This is a genomic window from Lentisalinibacter orientalis (assembly GCF_040706535.1).
Lineage (GTDB): Bacteria > Pseudomonadota > Gammaproteobacteria > Steroidobacterales > Woeseiaceae > Lentisalinibacter > Lentisalinibacter orientalis.
Window position 1 is genome coordinate 471,835 of the sequence record NZ_JAPDRJ010000001.1, and the last position, 19,451, is coordinate 491,285.

The 19,451-nt window shown below is 67.9% G+C and carries 15 protein-coding genes and 1 tRNA gene; 11 read left to right on the forward strand and 5 right to left on the reverse strand.

Annotated features, from left to right (window positions below; genetic code table 11):
* The first annotated feature begins 182 nt into the window (after positions 1-182).
* On the forward strand, positions 183-2,444 hold the full coding sequence (locus tag ACJMK0_RS01950) for a S9 family peptidase (RefSeq protein ID WP_405235133.1): 2,262 nt from the start codon (positions 183-185) through the stop codon (positions 2,442-2,444).
* Here ACJMK0_RS01950 and ACJMK0_RS01955 read toward each other — a convergent pair whose 3' ends face one another.
* Positions 2,445-3,404 carry a fumarylacetoacetate hydrolase family protein gene (locus tag ACJMK0_RS01955; protein ID WP_405237870.1) on the reverse strand — a complete coding sequence of 320 codons (960 nt, stop codon included), beginning with the start codon at positions 3,402-3,404 and terminating at the stop codon, positions 2,445-2,447. It lies immediately after the preceding gene.
* 99 nt (positions 3,405-3,503) lie between these two features.
* On the opposite strand from ACJMK0_RS01955, the gene ACJMK0_RS01960 reads away from it, so the two are divergent.
* The 4 genes from ACJMK0_RS01960 to ACJMK0_RS01975 all read left to right on the forward strand — a co-directional run bounded on the left by ACJMK0_RS01960 (position 3,504) and on the right by ACJMK0_RS01975 (position 7,342).
* Positions 3,504-5,000, forward strand: coding sequence for a TrkH family potassium uptake protein (locus ACJMK0_RS01960; protein WP_405235134.1), 1,497 nt, complete (start codon positions 3,504-3,506; stop codon positions 4,998-5,000).
* Positions 4,997-5,641: a potassium channel family protein gene (locus tag ACJMK0_RS01965; RefSeq protein WP_405235135.1), complete on the forward strand. Its 645-nt coding sequence runs from the start codon at positions 4,997-4,999 to the stop codon at positions 5,639-5,641. Before ACJMK0_RS01960 ends, ACJMK0_RS01965 begins: the two co-directional genes overlap by 4 nt.
* 159 nt (positions 5,642-5,800) lie before the next feature.
* A complete protein-coding gene (locus ACJMK0_RS01970; RefSeq protein WP_405235136.1) occupies positions 5,801-6,484 on the forward strand; it encodes a YbaY family lipoprotein in 684 nt (227 codons plus the stop codon).
* Between the two features lie 234 nt (positions 6,485-6,718).
* Complete coding sequence (locus ACJMK0_RS01975) at positions 6,719-7,342, forward strand: hypothetical protein (protein ID WP_405235137.1); 624 nt, start codon at positions 6,719-6,721, stop codon at positions 7,340-7,342.
* A gap of 229 nt (positions 7,343-7,571) precedes the next feature.
* On the opposite strand, the gene ACJMK0_RS01980 is transcribed toward ACJMK0_RS01975, so the two are convergent.
* Positions 7,572-7,645 (reverse strand) — tRNA-Gly (locus ACJMK0_RS01980).
* Between the two features lie 66 nt (positions 7,646-7,711).
* The gene (locus tag ACJMK0_RS01985; RefSeq protein WP_405235138.1) at positions 7,712-9,775 is read right to left on the reverse strand and encodes a S46 family peptidase; all 2,064 of its coding nucleotides are present in this window, start codon (positions 9,773-9,775) and stop codon (positions 7,712-7,714) included.
* 223 nt (positions 9,776-9,998) lie between these two features.
* Between ACJMK0_RS01985 and ACJMK0_RS01990 the strand changes: the two genes are divergently transcribed.
* The 3 genes from ACJMK0_RS01990 to ACJMK0_RS02000 all read left to right on the forward strand — a co-directional run bounded on the left by ACJMK0_RS01990 (position 9,999) and on the right by ACJMK0_RS02000 (position 12,331).
* The gene (locus tag ACJMK0_RS01990; protein WP_405235139.1) at positions 9,999-10,631 is read left to right on the forward strand and encodes a DUF2452 domain-containing protein; all 633 of its coding nucleotides are present in this window, start codon (positions 9,999-10,001) and stop codon (positions 10,629-10,631) included.
* Positions 10,632-10,820: 189 nt separating this feature from the next.
* Complete coding sequence (locus ACJMK0_RS01995; RefSeq protein WP_405235140.1) at positions 10,821-11,333, forward strand: hypothetical protein; 513 nt, start codon at positions 10,821-10,823, stop codon at positions 11,331-11,333.
* Positions 11,330-12,331 (forward strand): hypothetical protein, encoded by a 1,002-nt coding sequence (locus ACJMK0_RS02000; protein ID WP_405235141.1) that lies wholly within the window; start codon positions 11,330-11,332, stop codon positions 12,329-12,331. The genes ACJMK0_RS01995 and ACJMK0_RS02000 overlap by 4 nt, the downstream gene beginning before the upstream one ends.
* A 67-nt stretch (positions 12,332-12,398) precedes the next feature.
* Here ACJMK0_RS02000 and ACJMK0_RS02005 read toward each other — a convergent pair whose 3' ends face one another.
* Positions 12,399-15,452 (reverse strand): efflux RND transporter permease subunit, encoded by a 3,054-nt coding sequence (locus ACJMK0_RS02005; RefSeq protein WP_405235142.1) that lies wholly within the window; start codon positions 15,450-15,452, stop codon positions 12,399-12,401.
* A gap of 16 nt (positions 15,453-15,468) precedes the next feature.
* Complete coding sequence (locus ACJMK0_RS02010) at positions 15,469-16,530, reverse strand: efflux RND transporter periplasmic adaptor subunit (RefSeq protein ID WP_405235143.1); 1,062 nt, start codon at positions 16,528-16,530, stop codon at positions 15,469-15,471.
* A 205-nt stretch (positions 16,531-16,735) separates the two neighbouring features.
* On the opposite strand from ACJMK0_RS02010, the gene moeA reads away from it, so the two are divergent.
* The 3 genes from moeA (at position 16,736) to yqeC (ending at position 19,405) form a co-directional block, all read left to right on the forward strand.
* Positions 16,736-18,004 (forward strand): molybdopterin molybdotransferase MoeA, encoded by a 1,269-nt coding sequence (moeA, locus tag ACJMK0_RS02015; RefSeq protein WP_405235144.1) that lies wholly within the window; start codon positions 16,736-16,738, stop codon positions 18,002-18,004.
* A gap of 25 nt (positions 18,005-18,029) precedes the next feature.
* Positions 18,030-18,560: a molybdenum cofactor biosynthesis protein B gene (gene moaB / locus ACJMK0_RS02020; protein ID WP_405235145.1), complete on the forward strand. Its 531-nt coding sequence runs from the start codon at positions 18,030-18,032 to the stop codon at positions 18,558-18,560.
* A gap of 80 nt (positions 18,561-18,640) precedes the next feature.
* Positions 18,641-19,405 (forward strand): selenium cofactor biosynthesis protein YqeC, encoded by a 765-nt coding sequence (gene yqeC / locus ACJMK0_RS02025; RefSeq protein ID WP_405235146.1) that lies wholly within the window; start codon positions 18,641-18,643, stop codon positions 19,403-19,405.
* The last annotated feature ends 46 nt before the right edge of the window (positions 19,406-19,451 follow it).

The following is a 19,451-nucleotide window of genomic DNA, read 5'->3' on the forward strand; positions in this document are numbered from 1 at the left end:
CACCAGTCAGCAGGCGTTGCTGACTGGCAGCGCCTTCACGCCGCCACGAGGCGGCCGTCATGCGGGGGTATCCATCGCCGCGACCTCTTGTCGGGAGCAAGATGGATACCCCCGCAGGGCGGCCACAATAGAAGGGAATCGGTTAGAATCTCCCGCCTCGTGAACCGCGAGCCCGCCAACCCATGGTCCGCCCGAATTCCGCCCTGGTTGCCTTCCTGTTCACCATGCTGGCAGCCGGCTGCGACAATGACGCGCATGAGACCGACGCCCGCCACGACAACGATGAACCCCGGAGCGCCATGACTTCCACCCGACCCGCTTTCCGCATCAGCCCCGACAGCCCGCCGCCGGCCGCCGAAAAGCGCCCGGCGACCATCGAGCAGCACGGCATCACCCGCACCGACGCCTACGCCTGGCTCCGGGATGCCAACTGGCAGGAGGTGCTGCGCGATCCCTCGAAGCTGAGTGCCGATATCCGCAGCCACCTGGAGGCGGAGAACCGCCACTACGAGGACGCCACCGCGGATCTGGCCGGGCTGCGCGAGACCCTCGTGGCGGAGATGCGCGGCCGCATCAAGGAAGACGACAGCTCCGTGCCGCTGCCCGACGGCCCGTGGGCGTATTCCGTGCGTTTCCGGGACGGCGGGCAGTACCCGGTGTTCGTGCGCACGCCCCGGGAAGGCGGCGAGGAGACGGTGCTCTACGACGGCGACCGGGAAGGCGAGGGTGAGGACTTCTTCGACATCGGCAGCGTGGAGCACAGCCCGGATCACCGGTGGATTGCCTACAGCACGGACCGCACCGGCTCGGAGTACTACGACATCCGCGTGCGCAACATCGACACCGGCAAGGAGTTCGACGAGACCATCACCTCCACCGATGGCGGCGCGGTGTGGGCGGCGGATTCGCGCTCGTTCTACTACATCGAGCGGGACGACCACCAGCGCCCGAAGCGGGTCAAGCACCACATTCTCGGCACCGACCCGGCCGAAGACAGGCTGGTGTACGAGGAGCCGGACGACAGTTTCTTCCTCGACGTCTCGAAGAGCCTGAGCGGCGAGTACATCTTCATCACCTCGTCGAAGGTGACCTCCAGCGAGGCGAGATTCCTGCCCGCCGATGCGCCGCCGGGCGCAGAGCCCGTGCTGATCGCGCCCCGCCGCGACGACGAGATCTACGACCCGGAACATCACGGCGACCATTTCTATCTGCACACCAACGCCGGCGACGCAGTGGACTTCAAGATCGTCCGCGCGCCCGTGGCCGACCCGGGCCGCGACAACTGGGAGGACTGGCTGCCCCATCGACCCGGCACCTACCTGGTGGACTTCGTCGCCTTCGCGGACCGGCTGGTGCGCCTGGAGCGGGAGAACGCCCTGCCCCGCATCGTGATCACGGACTACGAGGGCGAGGTGAGCTATCCCGTCGATTTCGACGAGGCGGCCTATTCCCTCGGCCTGGAAGAGGGCTACGAGTTCGACGCGAAGATCGTGCGCTTCAGTTACGAATCCCCCGCCACCCCGGAACAGGTCTGGGACTTCGACATGTTCACCCGGGAGCGCACGCTCAGGAAGACCCAGGAGGTGCCGAGCGGCCATCGCCCGGAGCTCTACGCGGTGGAGCGCATCTTCGTCGAGGCGAGGGACGGCGCCGAGGTCCCCGTCACCATCCTCCGCCTGGCGAACACGCCCATCGACGGCAGCGCGCCGCTGGTGCTGTACGGCTACGGCAGCTACGGCCTGACCATGCCGGCGAACTTCTCCACCAGCACGCTGTCGCTGGTGGACCGCGGCATCGTCTATGCCATCGCTCACATCCGGGGCGGCGCGGCCAAGGGCCGCCAGTGGTACCTGGACGGCAAGCTCGGCAGGAAGATGAATACGTTCACGGATTTCGTCGACGTGGCCGAAGCGCTGCAGGAGCGCGGCTACGGCCGCAGGAACGAGACCGTCATCTACGGCGGTTCCGCCGGCGGCCTGCTGGTGGGCGCTGCGCTGAATCTGCGCCCGGACCTGTTCGGCGGCGTCCTGGCCGCGGTGCCCTTCGTGGACGTGCTGAACACCATCTCGGACGAGACGCTGCCCCTGACGCCGCCGGAGTGGTCGGAATGGGGCAACCCGGTCGCCGAGCAGGAGGCGTACGAGACCATCGCCGCCTACTCGCCCTACGACAACATCCGCGACGACGTCCCGTATCCGCCCGTGCTGGCGACTGGCGGCATCGCCGATTATCGGGTCACCTACTGGGAGCCGGCCAAGTGGGTGGCGCGCCTCCGTGACGAGGCGAAGGGCGGGCCGTTCTTCCTGCGCATGAACATGGAGGCCGGCCACCGGGGCTCCGCCGCCCGCTTCGAGAAGCTGGAGGAGCGGGCCCACGAGTATGCCTTCGCGCTGAAGCTGCTGGGGCTGACCGAGCGCGAGCCGGTGAGCCACGCCGGGGACTGATCAGCCGCCCCGGGCACCCACCCGGTTCGCCAGCGTGCCGATACCCTCGATGGCGAGTTCGATCTCGTCGCCGGGGACGAGCCAGCGGCCGTTCTCCATGGCGCAGCCGCCGGGCATGGTGCCGAGCCCGAAGACCTCGCCCGGGTGCAGCCGCTCGGCGCAGGATACGTGCATCAGGATATCGGCGACGCCGTGCTGCAGATCCGAGTTGCGGCTCTCGACGATGCGCTCGCCGTTGATCCGAACCTCCCCCTTCACGGTGTCGATGCGAGGCAGGATGTCGTCTGCGGTGGCCACACTCGCCGAAAGTGCGTTCACGAAGTGCTTGCACTTCTGTGGCCCGAAGCCGCTCTTCATCTCGTCGAGCTGCACGTCCCTCGCGCTGAAGTCGTTCAGGATCAGGAAGCCGCCGATGGCCGCTTCCGCCTCTTCCCGCGTCGCGTTCAGCAGCGGCTTCGTGATGACGAAGGCCAGTTCCAGCTCGTAGTCCAGCGCGTCGGTGTAGTCCGGCCAGTCGACGGTGGCGCCGTCGGTGACCACGTTCAGGTGATTGGTCAGGTAGTAGACCGGCTGGCGGTACCAGAGCGGCTTCGGCTTCAGCGCCGGGAAGGTCCTGCCGCTGAGCTTCTCGTAGCCGTTCACCACCTTCAGCAGACCCGGCTTGAAGCGCCGCAGGTAGCCACGCGCCGCCTCCACCGCGTGGGTCTCGGACAGCATGAAGTCCCGCAGCGAGGCCGGGCGGAACGGCAGCAGCGGCTCGGCGCTCGCCAGCAGCGCCTTCCATTCGCCGCTGGCCAGCGCCTCCTCCGCGCGCACCTTCAGCTGCGGCCAGCGCTCGAGCAGGGCGAGCATGTCGCCCGGCGCGTCGGGCGCGAGGTCGCCGACCGGCACCCAGGCGCCGTCTTCGGCAGCTGCGGCCATGACAATGGTGTCGTCGATGCGGAAGCGCGCGAATCGCATGGCCACCGATTATCCCGGCTGCAACGGCAAACACACAACCCGGCGGCGGCCGGGTAGTTTCCCTGATTCCCGGGTGGCGCCGCCCGTGCCAGAGTCGGGGTGCAGAGAACTGGCTCGCCGGACACCATGGTACACCGGAACAGGCTGAGGACGCTCCAGCACGCGGTCCGGCCGCGGGTGCTGGTGCGTTATGGCGGCCTGCTCGCCGTCACTATCGCCCTGCTCACCACGATCCCGGCCGCAGCGGCCCTCGCCGGAGCGGAGCACCGCACCGCCGCCACCCTCGGCATCACGGCCCTTGCCCTCGGCGCCGCCGGATTCCTCTGCCACCGCATCCGGGCGCCCGCCGAGATCCAGCCGAACGAGGCGCTGGTGCTGGTGGCCGGTGCCTTCATCCTGACTCCGGCCGTGATGATCTGGCCGTTCACCACCTACGGTCTGACGCCGGCGGATGCCTGGTTCGAGGCGGTCTCGGCGGTGACGACCACGGGCCTCTCCGTGATCCCCGAGCCGGCCGGACAATCCCCGGTCCTGCTGCTGACCCGGTCCTGGATGCAGTGGTACGGCGGTCTCGGCTTCGCCGCGCTGTGCGTGGTGATGCTGGTACCGCGGGGCATCGCGGCGCGCCGGCTGCTGGAGCCGACCGGCGCACGTGAATCCGACATACCGTCCATGATCTGGCATGCCCGCCGCCTGCTGGTGCTCTATGCCCTCATGACCGTGGCGGCCTGGCTCGTCCTCTGGGCCGCGGAGGGCCGCCCGTACACCGCGCTGGTGCACGTGCTGTCCGGCGTATCGACCGGCGGATTCTCTTCCCTGGACGGGAGCCTGGCCGGCTTCGACGGCCGCTGGTCGGCCTGGGTGCTGAGCCTGATCACCCTCCTCGCCGCCGTCAGCCTGCCGCTGTATCTGCGCGCCGCCCGTGGCGAATGGCGCGGCGTGCTCGCCGATGCCGAACTCCGCGCGCTGGTGCTGGCGGCGCTCGCGGTCGGCGTGGCGCTGAGCCTGATCCTCGCCGCCAGCGGGCTGGATGCCGGCACTGCGGCGCGGCAGGGCTTCCTGCTGGGCGTCTCGGCGCAGACCACCTCCGGTTTCACGCCGGTGGATCCGGCCACGCTGCCGGATGCGGCCAAGTGGACATCGATCGTCAGCATGGCTCTGGGCGGCAGCGTGGGTTCCACCGCCGGCGGCATCAAGCTGCTGCGGCTGCTCGTGGTGCTGCGCGTGATCCAGCTGCTGATCCAGCGCATGGCGCTGCCTCCCCACGCCGTTGTGGAACCGCGTCTGGGCGGCCGGCGGCTCGCGCCCAGCGAGGTCCTGCACATCCTGGCGGTGCCGACGATGTTCCTGATCGTGGTGGTCGCCTCGGTCGTACCGTTCCTGCTGTACGGCCACGCGCCGCTGGACGCCCTGTTCGAGGTGGTCTCGGCCACGGGCACGGTGGGTCTCAGCACCGGCATAACCTCCAGCGACCTGCCCGGCCTGCTGAAGGCGGTGCTCGCCTTCGACATGCTGGCCGGGCGCCTGGAGTTCATAGCCATCCTGGTGGTGCTCGCCCCGCACACCTGGATAGGCAGGAGGTACGCGACACAATGAGAGCCGTATTCGTAGGAGCGAGCCCGGCGACGCTGGCCGCCGTCCGGGTATTACTCGACCGCAACCACGAGGTGGTGATCGTCGAGCACGACAGGGAGGTGATCGAGTCCCTTGATGAGCTCGACTGCGGCGTGCTGCACGGCGACGGCAGCCGCCCGGCCATCCTGAAGGAAACCGACCCGGAGAACACCGATTTCCTGTTCTGCCTCACCACCAACGACCAGACCAATATCATCGCGAGCCTCGTCGGCCGCTCCCTGGGGTTCAGTCGGGTCATCACGCGTATCGAGAACGAGGAATTCGAGCACGTGTGCCTCGAACTCGGGCTGGTGGACACCATCGTGCCGGAAGTCACCGTGGCCCGGCATCTCGCGGACATGATGGAGGGGCGGAACCCGCTGGAGCTGTCGGCGGCACTGGGTTCGGACGCCCGGCTCGTCTCCTTCGTTCTGGGCGAGGATCACGAGGGACGCGTCCAGGACATCGACATGCCCGGCGACAGCCGCATCGTCTGCCTCTATCGGGAGGACGAACTGATCTTCGCGAAACCCGACATCGCTCTGGAAAAGGGCGACAAGATTGTGGCGCTCGCACGCACGGAAGATGCGGATGCACTCAGGGAGAAATGGTCGAAGGGCTGATCAGAACGCGGTCACCCGGGACCGGGTGTCGGGCATAATCGGATGAGGCATTACCCGCCGAGCGAGTAGGAGTGGACCATGGCCGGAAAGTACTGGATAGCCATTGCGGCGTGCCTTTTCGCCGCGGGATGCGCGGAAGGCCCGCCCGAAGGAGACAGCATGAGCACGATAAGCGGTCAGGTCATCTACCTCGAGCGCATCGCCCTGCCGCCCGGGGCGGAAGTAACCGTGGAGTTGCAGGACGTCTCCCGGGCCGATGCGCCGGCCGTGGTGATCTCGTCGACCCGCTTCGCCGCCGAGGGCGCACCGCCCTATCCCTTCGAACTGACCTACGACCCGGCCGATATCGACGGACGGATGAGCTACGCCCTCCGCGCAACCATCAAGCGGGGCGACGAACTCCTGTTCACGACGGATAGCCACCATCCCGCGTTCGCCACCGAGGAGCACGAACTGCGGTTGCGCAAGGTGGACGGCGCATCCGCGGACACCGTCGAGGCCTCTCCCGCCCTGACGGGCAGGGACTGGATGCTGATGCGTCTCGAAGGCGAGGAGGTAGCGCCGCTCTCGGATGGCAGGCGGCCCAACCTCCACTTCGAGGCCGACCGGGTCCACGGCTTCGCGGGCTGCAATCGACTGACCGGTGGGTACCGCGCCGACGGCGCGGCGCTCGACTTCGCGCAGCTGGCGATGACACGCATGGCCTGTGCGGAAGGCATGGACCTCGAACAGCGCTTCAGCGCCGTGCTGGAGAGGGTGACGGGCTACGAACTCGCCGGGGCTCGGCTGGTGCTCAGGGACGCCGGCGGAGAGCCGCTGGCGGTATTTGCTTCCGATAACTGAGACGCGCCGCGGGTATCGTCCCGGGGAAGGCCGGGAGACAAACGAGAACGGGAAGAGCGGTAATGACCGACCCCAGCGGTTCGTGCCGATCGGAACCCGCAGTTGCCCACCGCACTGGCGAACCGCCTTTCGTCATCTTCACCGCCGACTGGCAAGCCGGGCGGTTTTGGACCACACTCCGCTCTCTTCGAATATCATCGCCGGGCATATCACTACCGGCACAGGGTACGGAACGTGAAGAAGATTCTCGTGGCAACGATGTGCATGCTCCTTGCAGCCTGTGCCGGGCGTCAGGTAACGACGGTCCAGCCCCTGAGCGAATCCGCCGATGCGCCCTACGCGAACGTGCTGGTCGTCTCGCTGTTCAACTCATTCGACCGGCGCCGCATTCTCGAGAGGGCCATAGTCAAGGAGCTTGGCGAGCGCGGTATCCGCGCCGTTGCGAGCACGTCACGGATGAATACGCGCACCCCGCTGACTCGGGATGCTTTCGTGGCGATGGTCGAAGAACTGGGTTCGGATGCCGTACTGGTCACGCAGCTGGTCGACGTCGAAACCGAGGGCAAGGTGAAGACGAGGCGCCCCGATGCGACCTACAACCTGGGGGCGACACGCTACTACAACGTCTGGACGGTCGAACTGACCGAATACCGGGAACCGCCTACCATCGCGACGAAGAGCGCGGTAGTGCTGGCCAGCCGAGTCTATTCGGCCGAAACGAAAGAGCCGGTGTGGGCCATCGAGTCGAAACTCACGGTCAAGAAGGATCTCGACGACCCGATGGATTACTCCCTGATCACCGACGAGGCGAAGTCCATAGTCGGGCGTCTCGCGAGCGACGGGCTGCTGGTCAGATAGCGCGCAAAATCCAGGTGGCAGTTCCCCGCATCACCGGCACGTGGTAATTGCGGACCTCTTTACCAACCACATGCTGTTCGAGCGCCTCCCCGGCTCCCGGTTGCCCCGGCTTGAACAGAACGACAAGAGCGCCATCTTCTCGCCTCGAGCGTTATTCAAGCCTCTGAGCTTGCGACGCACCAGGTTCGGAGTGAGGCCCTCGCGCAGGAACGCTCCATTTTCTGAAATCTGGAGCGGGTGAAGGGAATCGAACCCTCATTCTCAGCTTGGGAAGCTGATGTTCTACCATTGAACTACACCCGCCGCGGGCAATGCGGCTAGTCTACTGCCCCCGCCCGACAATCCCAATAGCTGCGAGCGACCGCCGGCTCACTCCACGACGGCCAGCTCATCGAGCAGGTGCCCGGCACCGTACACCTTTTCGAGCGCCTCCAGCATGATAGCCGTATCGACGGCGACGGACCGGTTCAGGTCCGGATCGAACCAGAACTCACCCGCGATCGAGTGGATGTTGCCGTCGAAGGCGACACCGACCAGAGCGCCGTCCGCCGCGATGACCGGGCTGCCCGAGTTGCCGCCGGTGGTATCCGTGGTGCTGACGAAATTGAACGGCGTCCCGGGATCGAGCGCCTCGCGCGCCTTCCGCCAGCTCTCCGGCACCCGGAACGGCCGCTCGCCGGTGGCCCGCTCGAACAGGCGGCGTGTCTTGGTAAACGGGACCACGTATTCGCCCTTCTCCTCCCAGCCCTCGACCGCGCCGTAGCTCACCCGCAGCGTGAACGTGGCATCCGGGTAGATCGCGGTGCCGTAGATCCTGAATCGCGCATCCGCGATCATCTCCTGACCCCGTGTCAACGGCGCTTCGACGCGCTGCTCGTAGGCTTCGCGCAGCTCCCGGGCGGCCGGCTCGATGGCGAGAGCGAGCCGGATCATCGGGTCGTCGCTGGCCCTGACGGCCTCGATGCCGCCCTCCCAGAGTTCGCGCCGGTACTCCGCCTCGTCCAGCCGCGTGTTTTCCACGAGGTATTCAGCCAGCGCGTCCGGTGACTCGTTGGCGAGGATGGTCTTTACGTAGGAGCTGTCCGGTCCGAGCCATTCACGCATCTTCTCCAGCGAGAACGTGAGGCGCAGCTCGTCGTAGGGCTTGCTGACGGGCCGCTCGGCCAGCAGCCGCTGCTCCACCTGGGGCAGCGCGGCATCCGTGTAAGCCCGGATCCGCTGCTCGTTCGGCTTGTCGCGCTCGACCGTGCCGCGGACGATGGTCTTCGCATAGCCGAACAGGTCACCCATCAGCCCGGCGGCATTCTCGATGAACAGATGCTCCTCGTACATGTTGCGATGCGCCGCGACGGCGTCGGCGATGAGCTCCCAGGCCTTGCCGTACTCGGCCTCGTACTCCGGATTTGCCGCCACCGCTTCGCGCAGCTTGCGCTCACCGGCCGCCTTCTCCGCCATCATCTCGTCGTTCAGCAGGGCGAACAGCCGATTGCGCAGCACCTTGATGCCGTTTTCCACCAGCAGGATGTTCTGCTGCACGGCCCGCTCGGCCTCCGGACCGGTGTGCTGCCACGCGAGCATGCGGCCGCGGAGTTCCGAGTAACGCAGCAGCCAGATCGGGTAGACGACGTCGCGCAGCATCCTGAGTTCGGTGATGGTCATCTGACGGGACGTGCTGCCCGGATGCCCGGTGACGAAAACCGGGTCCCCGGCCTCGGGTCCGCCGCGGCGCCAAGTCAGGTAGTCCGGCGTCGACGCCGGCTCGCCGTCTTCGTAGGCGCGCAGGAAGGACATGTCGAACGACCAGCGTGGGAAATTGAAGTTGTCGGGGTCGCCACCGAAGGCGGCGATATCGAGTTCGGGGGCGAAGACGAGCCGCACGTCGTCATAGCGCCGGTAGGCGTAGATGAAATACTGGCCGCCGTTGTAGAGGGTGACGGCCTCGCAGCGCAGCGCTCCCTCGGCAGCCGACTCGCAGGCGGATTCGAGCCGGGTGAGCATGGCCTTGCGGGTCTCGTTGGCCTCTGTCTCGGACAGACCCGCGATCGCCTCCGATACCTGTTCGGTGACTTCCTCGTAGTCGACGAGCACCGAGACCTGCTGGCCGGGGCACTGCAGTTCCTCGCCGCGTTCGGCGGCCAGGAAGCCCTCGTCGGACAGGTTGCGCTCGTCGGTGCTGAGGTTGCGCACGCACCCCCAGATGCAGTGGTTGTTGGTCAGGATCAGCCCGTCCGGAGAGACGAACGAGCCGGTGCAGCCGTTCTCCAGCCGCGTCGTCGCGAGCTGCGCCCGCTCCAGCCAGGCCTCGTCGACGACGACACCGTACTTCTCCTCGACCTCGGCCGACGGAAAGTTGTCGAGCGTCCACATGCCCTCGTCGGCGAAGGCGGCGAAGGGCAACAGGAGAACACAGAAACCGAACTTGAACTGGCGCATGGTGGGACTTCCGCTGAAGGGTCCGGCCATTCTAGATTCGGACACGGCGGAACGGAACCGGATCCGGCACCGGTCCGGGACCGTTGTGTCGATCCGGTGCACCAGCGCGCTCCCGTATAATCGACTGGCAGCGCGGCCGGAATCCGTTCCGGGCAGACGCTCGAACAACGTGCAGCCACCCGATCGGGCAGGCAACCGCCACCACCCCGAATGCCGGTCACTCATGGACGAAGAAGCACATCGCAAGGACTCCGCTGACGCCGGCACCGCGGTCTCCCTGCGGCCGGCCAACCCGGACGGCAAGAGCGCGAACGGCTTCCTGCTGGACTGGTACGCGAGCGCCCCCAGGGGCGTCGTCGCCAAGCCGCGGAATCAGGTGCTGGCGGAGTTGTTCACCTCGCTGCTGGTGCTGTCGGCGAAGTTCCGCTACAAGCCGGCGGTCGGCGTCACCAACTATCTGTACCTGGTGGAAGGCGAATGGGTGCTGAGCCTGATCGCCCCCGGCGAGTGGTCGGAGGATCGAGCCGAGGCCTTCGCCGGCACCTGCGTGTTGCAGGCCGACCGCACGTGGACCATCGCGCCGTCGGAGCAGCTGGCCGGGGACACCCCGGTGGCGCAGGCGGTGGCGCGCTTCTACGAGGCCTTCGCGGCAGCCCTGGATACCGACGGCGTGCTCGAAGACGTCCTGCCCTTCTACGCGGGTCATCTCGCCTACTACCAGCGGCTGAACGCCAACGCGCTCAGCCGCTCGATACGCGCCACCGTGACCCTGGGCGACCAGCGGGAAATCCCGGCGCGGGAGTGGCGGCTGGCCCTGCCGGAGACCGCGCCGATTCGCCTGCTACGCCAGGACTAACGTAGGAGGGCCTTCAGGCCCGACAGACCGCCGACCCACAACGGCCGGCAAGGCAGACACAGCCGTACATGCCGGACGATGCCCGTTGCGTACTTATCCCGATTGCGCAAGAAGGCCGCAGGACTAACCTGTAAGCAGGAGGGCGGGCCTACTCCGAACATCGGAGCAGGCTGTTTCCGCAACACGGTAATGGCTGACGTCACTGTCGGTCTGGAGTGCCCGGAACGAGGCAGAGCCGGCACTATTGGGCTGGCAGCCTCGGCGGGTGTATCGCTGCTGCTGGGGCTTCTCGTCTACCTCGTCGACCGTGACTGGGGCACCGTGCTTTTCCTCGAGGCCCTGGCCGACCGGCAGCCGGCGCTCGCGGGGGTATTCGGGCCGTCGGCCCCCTGGCTCCCCTCCCTCTTTCATGCCTACGGTTTCGCGCTGCTCATCATCCTGATGCTGCGGCCGCGTCCCTGCGCATCCGTCTACGGCGCCTTCGGCTGGTTTCTGATTGCCGCCATCATGGAGTGGCTGCAATCCGCTCCCGCCGAGCGCCTGATCCTGGCGACGCATCGCCTCCTGACCGAGGGACCCCTGCCGGGGCCGGTCCAGGCGTACGTCGTTTACGGCCGTTTCGACGTCGGCGATCTCCTGGCAACCGCTCTGGGCTGCCTCGCCGCCGGCGTCGCGGCCCTGATTGTGGAGGTATCGAGATGAAAACGCTGCAAAGGCGCTGGTACCGCCTGGTCGCGGTACTCGCATTTGCCGTCCTTGGCATCGTCACGACGATTGCCACCGGCGGCGGTGGTGGTGGGGGTGGCAGCATCACGCCTCCCACCGACACAGGCCCGACGCTGACGATTACGGTGGATAACGGCGAAGCGGTGTCCACCGCGACGGTCACCGGCGTCATGATGATGTTCGACGTAAGCGAGATCAGCGACCCGCTGCTCGCCTCGACAGACGACGCAACGCTCATGCTGCAGAAAGCAGGCAGCGCGGAGAGCCGCTCCGAGGTGCCATTCAGCGACGTCGTCGAATTCTGCGCCGCGGGCGGCACCATCACGCTGTCCGGTGACGTGGCGGATCCGAACACGCTGACGGTGGGAGACACGATCACCGCGTTGTTCGAGAACTGTGACGAAAACGACGGCTACGTCATCAACGGGGAGATCGAACTCACGATCGCCGCGATCGAGGGCGATCCGCTGACCAATGTCTTCCTCGTCACCCTGGACATGGTGCTGACCGACCTCGTGGTGACCGACGATTCCGGCGCCGCGACCGCCGACGGCGACCTGACACTTACCCTGGACAGCCTCGACTTCCCGGTGATTCTCACGGCGCTGTCCGGCAGCGAACTCCTGCTGTCGGAGACCGGCCTGAGCGTGACCTTCGAGGACTACGACCACACACTTACGGTCGACACGGGAGTCGTGCCGCAGACGTTCCTGGCAGAGGTCTTCGGCCGCATGGGCAGCAGCGCGCTGGGCGGCACGGTGGATTACGAGACGGTGGTGCCGATCCAGGCAACCGGTGACAACCCTCCGTACACGGGCGAGATTCTGATCACCGGCGCGGACCACAGCCGGGTACGCATCGTGATCGTCAGCGAGGGCGTGGTGCGCCTCGAGATCGACGAAGACGGCGACGGCGTGGTGGACGAGTTCGTCGACACCACCTGGTGGGCGCTCGCGGGAGAGACTGCCGGCTGAGCCGGCACGGCTTTCCGCTCGCGAGACGGCTGCCCGGGCGCGTCAACGCCCGGGCAGCGCCGCGGAGTCAGGCCGCGGACGGCTCCCGGATCCGGAACAACACTGCATAGAGCAGCGGCACCACCACCAGCGTGAGCAGCGTCGCGAACGCCAGGCCGAACATGATGGTGACGGCCATGCTCTTGAAAAAGGGATCGGCCAGCAGCGGCGCCACGCCGAGTATGGTCGTGAGCGCGCCGAGGAATACCGGCCGGGCACGGGCGACGGCGGCATCGAGCACCGCCTGCTGCCCGGGTTTGCCGTCCGCGATCTCGGCGTCCGCCTGGTCCACCAGCACGATGGAGTTCTTGACCAGCATGCCGATCAGGCTCAGGAAGCCGAGGATGGCCATGAACTCGAACGGCGTCTGGAACAGCAGCAGCCCGACGGTGACGCCGATCAGCGCCAGCGGCGCCGTCAGCCAGATCACCAGCGGCTGGCGGAAGGCGTTGAACATGACCACCACGGCCAGGATCATGGCCGCGAAACCGAACGGCGCGGAGGCGGCCAGGCCCGCGTTGGCCTCCTGGGAGGCCTGGTATTCGCCGTGCCACTCCAGGGCGTAACCGGGCGGCAGCTCGATGGCCTCGACCTGCGGGCGCAGCCGTTCCAGCACCGGCGCCCAGAGCTTGCCGGGCAGCGGGTCGGCCTGGGCCTTGATGGTGGGGAACCGGTCCACCCGCCGGATTATCGCGTCCACCCACTGGATCTCGACGTCCCGCACCAGCTGACCCACCGGCAGATAACGCCCGGCGGCCGGGCTGTAGACCTGCACATTGTCCAGCTCGTCGGGGCCGGCACGCTCGGCGAGCGGCGCCCGTGAGACGATGGGGATGAGGTCGTCGCCCTCGCGGTAGACGCCCACGGTCTCGCCCGTATAGACCCGCTGCAGGGCGGCGCTGACCTCGGTGGTGCTGACGCCCGCACGGCGAGCCGCCACCTCGTCCACCACCGGCCGCAGCACGGGCACGCGCTGGCGCCAGTCGTCCTGCACCGCCATCGTCTCCGGATCCCCCGCCATGATGGCCTTCGCCTGGTCGGCGAGCCGTCTGAGGACGTCCGGGTCGGGGCCGCGGAATGCGGCCTCGATCTTCTTGCCGCCACCGCGGCCGAGCATGAACTTCCAGACCTTGACGTCGGCATCCGGGTGGCGCGCCGTGAGTTCGTCCTGGAGTTCGCCGACCAGGCCCGGGATCACCGAATTGTCCTCGACGTCCACCAGCAGCTGGCCGTAGCTCGAGCTCGGGTCTTCGGGGCTGTAACTCAGCATGAAGCGCAGCCCGCCCTGGCCGATGAAGCTGGTGACGTTGGTGACGCCGGGCTTCGTGCGCACGTATTCGCCGGCCGCTTTCATCTCCGCGGCCGTGGCCTCGATGTCGGTCCCCTGGGGCAGGTACATGTCCACCACGAACTGGGGCCGCGCCGAATCGGGCATGAAGCCGGGCGGCACGTAGCCGAAGCCGACGACGGCGCCGGCCAGCAGCACGATCAGGGTGACGCCCGACGCGGCGCGGTGACGCAGCACCGCGGTCAGCACGCCGCGGTAACGGCCGAGTATGCCGCCCTCGCCACCGTCGGCTGCCGGGTCCCTGGGCTTCACCCGCAGGAAACGCACGCACAGCAGCGGCGTGATGGTCACCGCCAGCAGCCAGGAGAGCAGCATGGAATACAGGATCACCCAGAACAGCGAGCCGGCGTATTCGCCCATATCGCTGGGCGACAGACCGATGGCGCTGAAGGCCAGGATGCCCACGGCGGTGCCGCCGAGCAGCGGCCACTGGGTGGAGCGCACCACCGCGGTGGCGGCCTCGCGCGGGTCTTCGCGCCGCTGCAGCCGCACCAGTATGCCGTCGGTGACCACGATGGCGTTGTCAACCAGCATGCCCAGCGCGATGATGAGCGCGCCCAGCGAGATGCGCTGCATGGCGATGCCGTCCAGATTCATCGCGATCAGGGTGCCCGCCACCGTGAACAGAAGGACGGCGCCGACGATCAGCCCGCTGCGCAGCCCCATGAAGACCACCAGCACGCCGATGACGATCACGAGTGCGGCGATCAGGTTGTTCACGAAGCCGGCCACCGCCTCGCGAACCGAGTCCGACTGGAAGGAGATGACGTTGAGCTCCATGCCCACCGGCCGCAGCGACTCCAGCTCCGCGAGCCGGGCCTTCACGGCGTCGCCCATCTGCACCACGTTGCCGCCGGCAACGTTGGAGATGCCGAGCCCGATGGCCGGCCTGCCGTCGTAGCGCACGTAGGCGCTCGCCGGTTCGACGACGCCGCGCGTGACGCTGGCCACGTCGCCGAGCGTGATGATCTGCTCGCCGCTGGAAGAGCCCAGCGTAATGCTGCTGATCGCCTCGACAGAGTCCACCGGCGCCACGGGCGTGATGGCGATGCGCTGCTCGCCCACCAGGGTATCGCCGGCAGGCATGACGACGTTCTGCGCCTGCAGCACCCGGTAGATATCCTGCAGCGGTATGCCCAGCTGCGTGGCCCTGGTGGAGGCGATCTCGACGAAGATGGCTTCCTTCGGCGCCCCCAGTGTCGCCACCCGTGCGACGCCCGGCACGAGCAGCAGCTCACGCTCGAGATCGTCCACGTAGTCGCGGATCCGGGTCAGCGAGTAGCCCTCGCCCGTGACGGCGAAGAACAGCGAGAACACGTCGCCGAAGTCGTCGTTGACGAAAGAGGGGCCTGCGCCCGGCGGCAGGCGCGACTGGGCGTCGTTCACCTTGCGCCGCAGCTTGTCCCAGATCTGTTCGAGCTCGGCGCGGGTCCTGGAGAACGCGAGCTTCATCTCGACCTTCACCAGGGAGTTCCCCATGCGCGAGACGGAGGTGACCTCCTCGACCTCCTGCAGCTGCTGCACTGCGCTCTCGATGACGTCGGTTACCTCGTCGGCGACCTCGAGGGGAAGCGCGCCGGGATAGGCCGTCGAGATGACGGCCGTGCGGATGATGAACTCCGGGTCCTCGTAGCGGGCGAGGCCGAGGTAGGACAGATACCCGCCGATCAGCAGCAGCGCGCAGCCGACCCAGGCGATGGTGCTCTTGCGTAGCGTGTAGTCGGCGAGATCCACGGCGGAGTCCCGGCCCTCAGAGGGGCCGCACCAGCATGGCGTCGCGCAGGTGACTCACGCCGGCAGTGACGATGCGCTCGCCGGATGCGAGGCCGGCCGTCACCACGGCGCCCTCGTCCGTGACCTCGCCGATCTCGATCACGCGCTGGCTCACGCGGGAGGTGTCGGGATCCACCACCCACACCCGGGAGTCGCCCTCGGGGCCGGCGAATATCGCTTTCATCGGCACGAGCAGCGCCTCCTCGCCCTCGCCGGCGGCCACCGACGGGAAGACCTCGGCCGCCATACCGGGCAGGATGGTCACGCCCTGTGGCCGGGTCAGCGACAACACCACCTCGTAGGTCTGGGTCTGGGGATCCGCATCGGAAGAGAACGACTTCAGCGTCACCGGGAAGCGCTGTCCGGGTATGCCCTCGAATACCACCTCGCCGGCTACGCGCCGCGGCGCGCCCTGCACGATGCGCTCGGGCACGTGTATCACCACCTCGAGTTCGGCCAGATCCTGCAGGCTGGCCACCGGCTCCTTGGCCTGGACCGCCTGGAAGTTCTCCACGTAGCGGCGGGCGACGATGCCGTCGAAAGGCGCCGTGAGGCGGGTGTCCTCGAACTCCTTGCGGGCGGCCGCATAACGGGAGCGCGCCACCTCCATGGCGGTGCGTTTCTGGTCGACCTCGGCCCGGGCGACGGCCTGGGTCTCCTGCCAGACCTTCTCCACGCGTTCGTAATCCGCGCGGGCCTTGTCGTACTCCGCCTGGGCCGCCGAGAGCTGGAGCTGGAACTGCTCGGCATCCAGCGCGGCGATCAGGGCGCCGGCCTTCAGCGTCTGACCCTCGGTAACCGGAAACTCCACGAGCTTGCCGGCCACGTCGAAGGCCAGCTCGGCGCGCTTGACCGCGCGGACGCGGCCGGGGAAACGCAGGCCGGAGCCGAGGTCCGTGGCGCCGACGGTGACAATCTGCGCGGGCCGGGCGACTTCCCCCTGTGTTGCCGGCGGCGGTTCGCCACAGCCGGCGAGGACCGCGACCAAGGCAACGAGGATCGCCGTCCTCCACAGGATGTTCTGGCCAATCTGAGCCATGCCCTTCACTCCACTATCGTCCCGAGGCGGGGAATTGGTGCGTTTCTTCATTATTATTCGCCGGGAGGCGCGGCATGACCGCATCGGTTCTTGTGGGCGCCAAGAGTACCCAACAAAGCGGCCCGTCCGCCATAGCGACGCCGCCCATTTAGGGTAAGGCGCAAGATGTCGTGCCGGGTTCCGGAAGGAAGTTACGAGCAGGAAGATGAACGACGAGCACAAGCACCACGATTGCTGCGCCGACGGCCACACCGGCCCGGCGCTGAAGCTGGCAGAGGCGCGCGAGCGTATCCTCGCCGAGGCGCATCCGGTGCGAGGCGCAGAGATGCTGGCGGTGCGCAGCGCCCTCGGCCGGGTGCTCGCCGCCGACGTCGTGTCGCGGAAGGACGTACCCGCGCACACGAACTCGGCCATGGACGGCTATGCTCTGCGCGGCGCGGATCTCACTGCCGAAGGAGACACCCGGCTGGCCGTGACCGGCACCGCCGCCGCCGGGCGGCCGTTCGGCGGCGAAGTATCCGCCGGTGAGTGCGTTCGCATCATGACGGGGGCACCGCTGCCGCCGGGCACCGATACGGTGGTCATGCAGGAGAACGTCACGCGGGAGGGCGACGCGGCGGTCATCCACGGCCGACAGGCGCCGGGCCAGCACGTCCGCCCGGCGGGAGAGGACATTGCGGCCGGCGACGTGGCGCTCGCCGCCGGCAGCCGTCTCATGCCGGCGGAGCTGGGCATGCTCGCCTCGCTGGGCGTCGGCGAGGTCAGCGTCCGCCGCCGGCCCCGCGTGGCGTTCTTCTCCACCGGCGACGAGCTGAAATCGCTCGGCGAGTCGCTCGCGCCGGGCCAGATCTACGACAGCAACCGCTACACCATCTACGGCATGCTGACACGGCTCGGGGTCGAGACCCTCGACATGGGTATCGTGTCCGACGACCGTGAGGCGGTGGAACGGGCATTCGCGGCGGCCGCGGGCCTCGCGGATGCCGTCGTGACCAGCGGAGGCGTTTCCGTGGGCGACGCCGATTACGTCACGGAGACCCTGCAGCGCACCGGTACGGTCGGCTTCTGGAAGGTGGCGATGAAGCCCGGCCGACCGCTGGCCTTCGGGCGCATCGGCGAGGCGCTGTTCTTCGGCCTGCCGGGCAATCCGGTCTCGGCCATGGCAACTTTCTATCAGCTCGTCCAGCCTGCGCTGGAAGCGCTCGCCGGGATGCCCGATCCCGGGCCGCCTCTTACCGTGAAGGCAGTGGCTGCCGCGCCGCTGCGCAAGAAGCCCGGCCGGCGGGAATTCCAGCGCGGCCTTCTCGCGCGTACGGACGACGGCCGGCTCGCCGTGCGGCCGGCCGGGCGGCCCGGATCGGGCGTTCTGAGCTCCATGGGCGCGGCGGATTGCTTTATCGTGTTGCCTGAGGATGCCGGCCCGATCGCGGCCGGCGAGGAAGTAGAGGTTCAACCCTTCGCCGCCTTCGTGTGAGCGGCTGACGAGCAGAGAGGACGGCATGAGCCATTCCAGCGACAAGCCCGAATTCGTCCCCTTGAGCATCGCGGTACTGACGGTTTCCGACAGCCGTACGGAGGAAACCGACAAGTCCGGCCGGTTGCTGGTCGAGCGGCTGGAGAAGCACGGCCACCGGCTGGCCGAAAAGCGGATTATTGCCGACGACGTCTATCGCATACGGGCCGTGGTGGCAGGCTGGATCGCCGACGACGAGGTCGATGCGGTCATCACGACCGGCGGCACCGGCGTCACGGGCCGTGACGGCACACCCGAAGCGGTGACTCCGCTGCTGGACAAGGTGATCGACGGCTTCGGCGAGACCTTCCGCGCCATCTCCTGGGAGCAGATCCGGACCTCGACGATGCAGTCGCGTGCGCTGGCCGGCGTGGCGAACGGCACCTACGTCTTCTGCGTCCCCGGATCCTCCGGCGCCTGCCGGACGGCATGGGACGAGCTGATCGGCGCCCAGCTCGACATCCGCACCCGTCCGTGCAACCTGGCCGAGCTCATGCCCCGGCTGCGGGAAGAGTGACGCTCGGGATGCAGCGCGTAGCAGTCCGCCGGCCGGCCGACGCGCGCTGAGCGCGAAGGCCCTGCAGGCCTGGCAGGCACGTGAACCCGGCACTCCCGCAACTGGTCGATCTGCTCGGTGTGCGCGAGGGCATCGTTTGCGTCGTCGGGGCCGGCGGCAAGAAGTCACTCCTCTACGCCCTGGTGCGCGGTCACGGCGGGCGCGTGTCCCTCACGGCCACGGTGCACACCGCCGGGTTCCCGGCGGATCTGGACGTCGAGCGGATCGTCGACGAGGAGTCGGTGCTGGCGGGACGCGTCGCGGCTATCCCGGCGGACCGTTCGGTCGCCTACGCACGCCCGTCCGCCAAGCCGGGCAGGCACGCCGGCGTGAGTGCCGGGACGATACGCAGCATCCATGAGCAGGGCGGCTTCGCCGCGACCTTCGTCAAGGCGGACGGCGCGCGGATGCGCCGGGTGAAGGCGCCGGCCCCGGAGGAGCCGCTGATCGTGCCCGGCGCCGCCACGGTCATACCCGTGGTTTCGGTAGGAGCCGTGGGCGAGCCTCTGACCGAGACGGTGGCGCATCGTGTCGAACGAGTAGAGACCGTTACCGGGCTGCCGCGGGGCGCGACCCTGACGCCGGAAGCGCTCGGCCGTCTGCTGGCGAGCGACCAGGGTGCGCTGAAGGGCACCGAAGGCAGCCGCGTTGTCCCGGTTATCAACATGGTGGACGATCGCCGGCAGGAGGAACTGGCTCGAGCCACCGCCGCTGCGGCGCTCGCGATGACCTCGCGCTTCGATCGCGTGCTCCTGTGCAGTCTGCGGCCAGGCTCGGAATCCGTCGTAGCTGTCGTTACGAGATGAGCGCCGTCACCGTTCGCATATCCGGCCCTCTCCGGCTTTCGTCGGT

Excerpts from the sequence above, each read along its gene's own strand:
- ACJMK0_RS01990 (WP_405235139.1), top strand. The coding sequence starts at position 9,999 with ATGGACGAAGAAGCACATCGCAAGGACTCCGCTGACGCCGGCACCGCG.
- moaB (WP_405235145.1), top strand. The coding sequence starts at position 18,030 with ATGAGCCATTCCAGCGACAAGCCCGAATTCGTCCCCTTGAGCATCGCG.
- ACJMK0_RS01950 (WP_405235133.1), top strand. The coding sequence starts at position 183 with ATGGTCCGCCCGAATTCCGCCCTGGTTGCCTTCCTGTTCACCATGCTG.
- ACJMK0_RS01970 (WP_405235136.1), top strand. The coding sequence starts at position 5,801 with ATGAGCACGATAAGCGGTCAGGTCATCTACCTCGAGCGCATCGCCCTG.
- ACJMK0_RS01985 (WP_405235138.1), bottom strand. The coding sequence starts at position 9,775 with ATGCGCCAGTTCAAGTTCGGTTTCTGTGTTCTCCTGTTGCCCTTCGCC.
- ACJMK0_RS01965 (WP_405235135.1), top strand. The coding sequence starts at position 4,997 with ATGAGAGCCGTATTCGTAGGAGCGAGCCCGGCGACGCTGGCCGCCGTC.
- moeA (WP_405235144.1), top strand. The coding sequence starts at position 16,736 with ATGAACGACGAGCACAAGCACCACGATTGCTGCGCCGACGGCCACACC.
- ACJMK0_RS01995 (WP_405235140.1), top strand. The coding sequence starts at position 10,821 with ATGGCTGACGTCACTGTCGGTCTGGAGTGCCCGGAACGAGGCAGAGCC.
- ACJMK0_RS02000 (WP_405235141.1), top strand. The coding sequence starts at position 11,330 with ATGAAAACGCTGCAAAGGCGCTGGTACCGCCTGGTCGCGGTACTCGCA.
- ACJMK0_RS02010 (WP_405235143.1), bottom strand. The coding sequence starts at position 16,530 with ATGGCTCAGATTGGCCAGAACATCCTGTGGAGGACGGCGATCCTCGTT.
- ACJMK0_RS01955 (WP_405237870.1), bottom strand. The coding sequence starts at position 3,404 with ATGCGATTCGCGCGCTTCCGCATCGACGACACCATTGTCATGGCCGCA.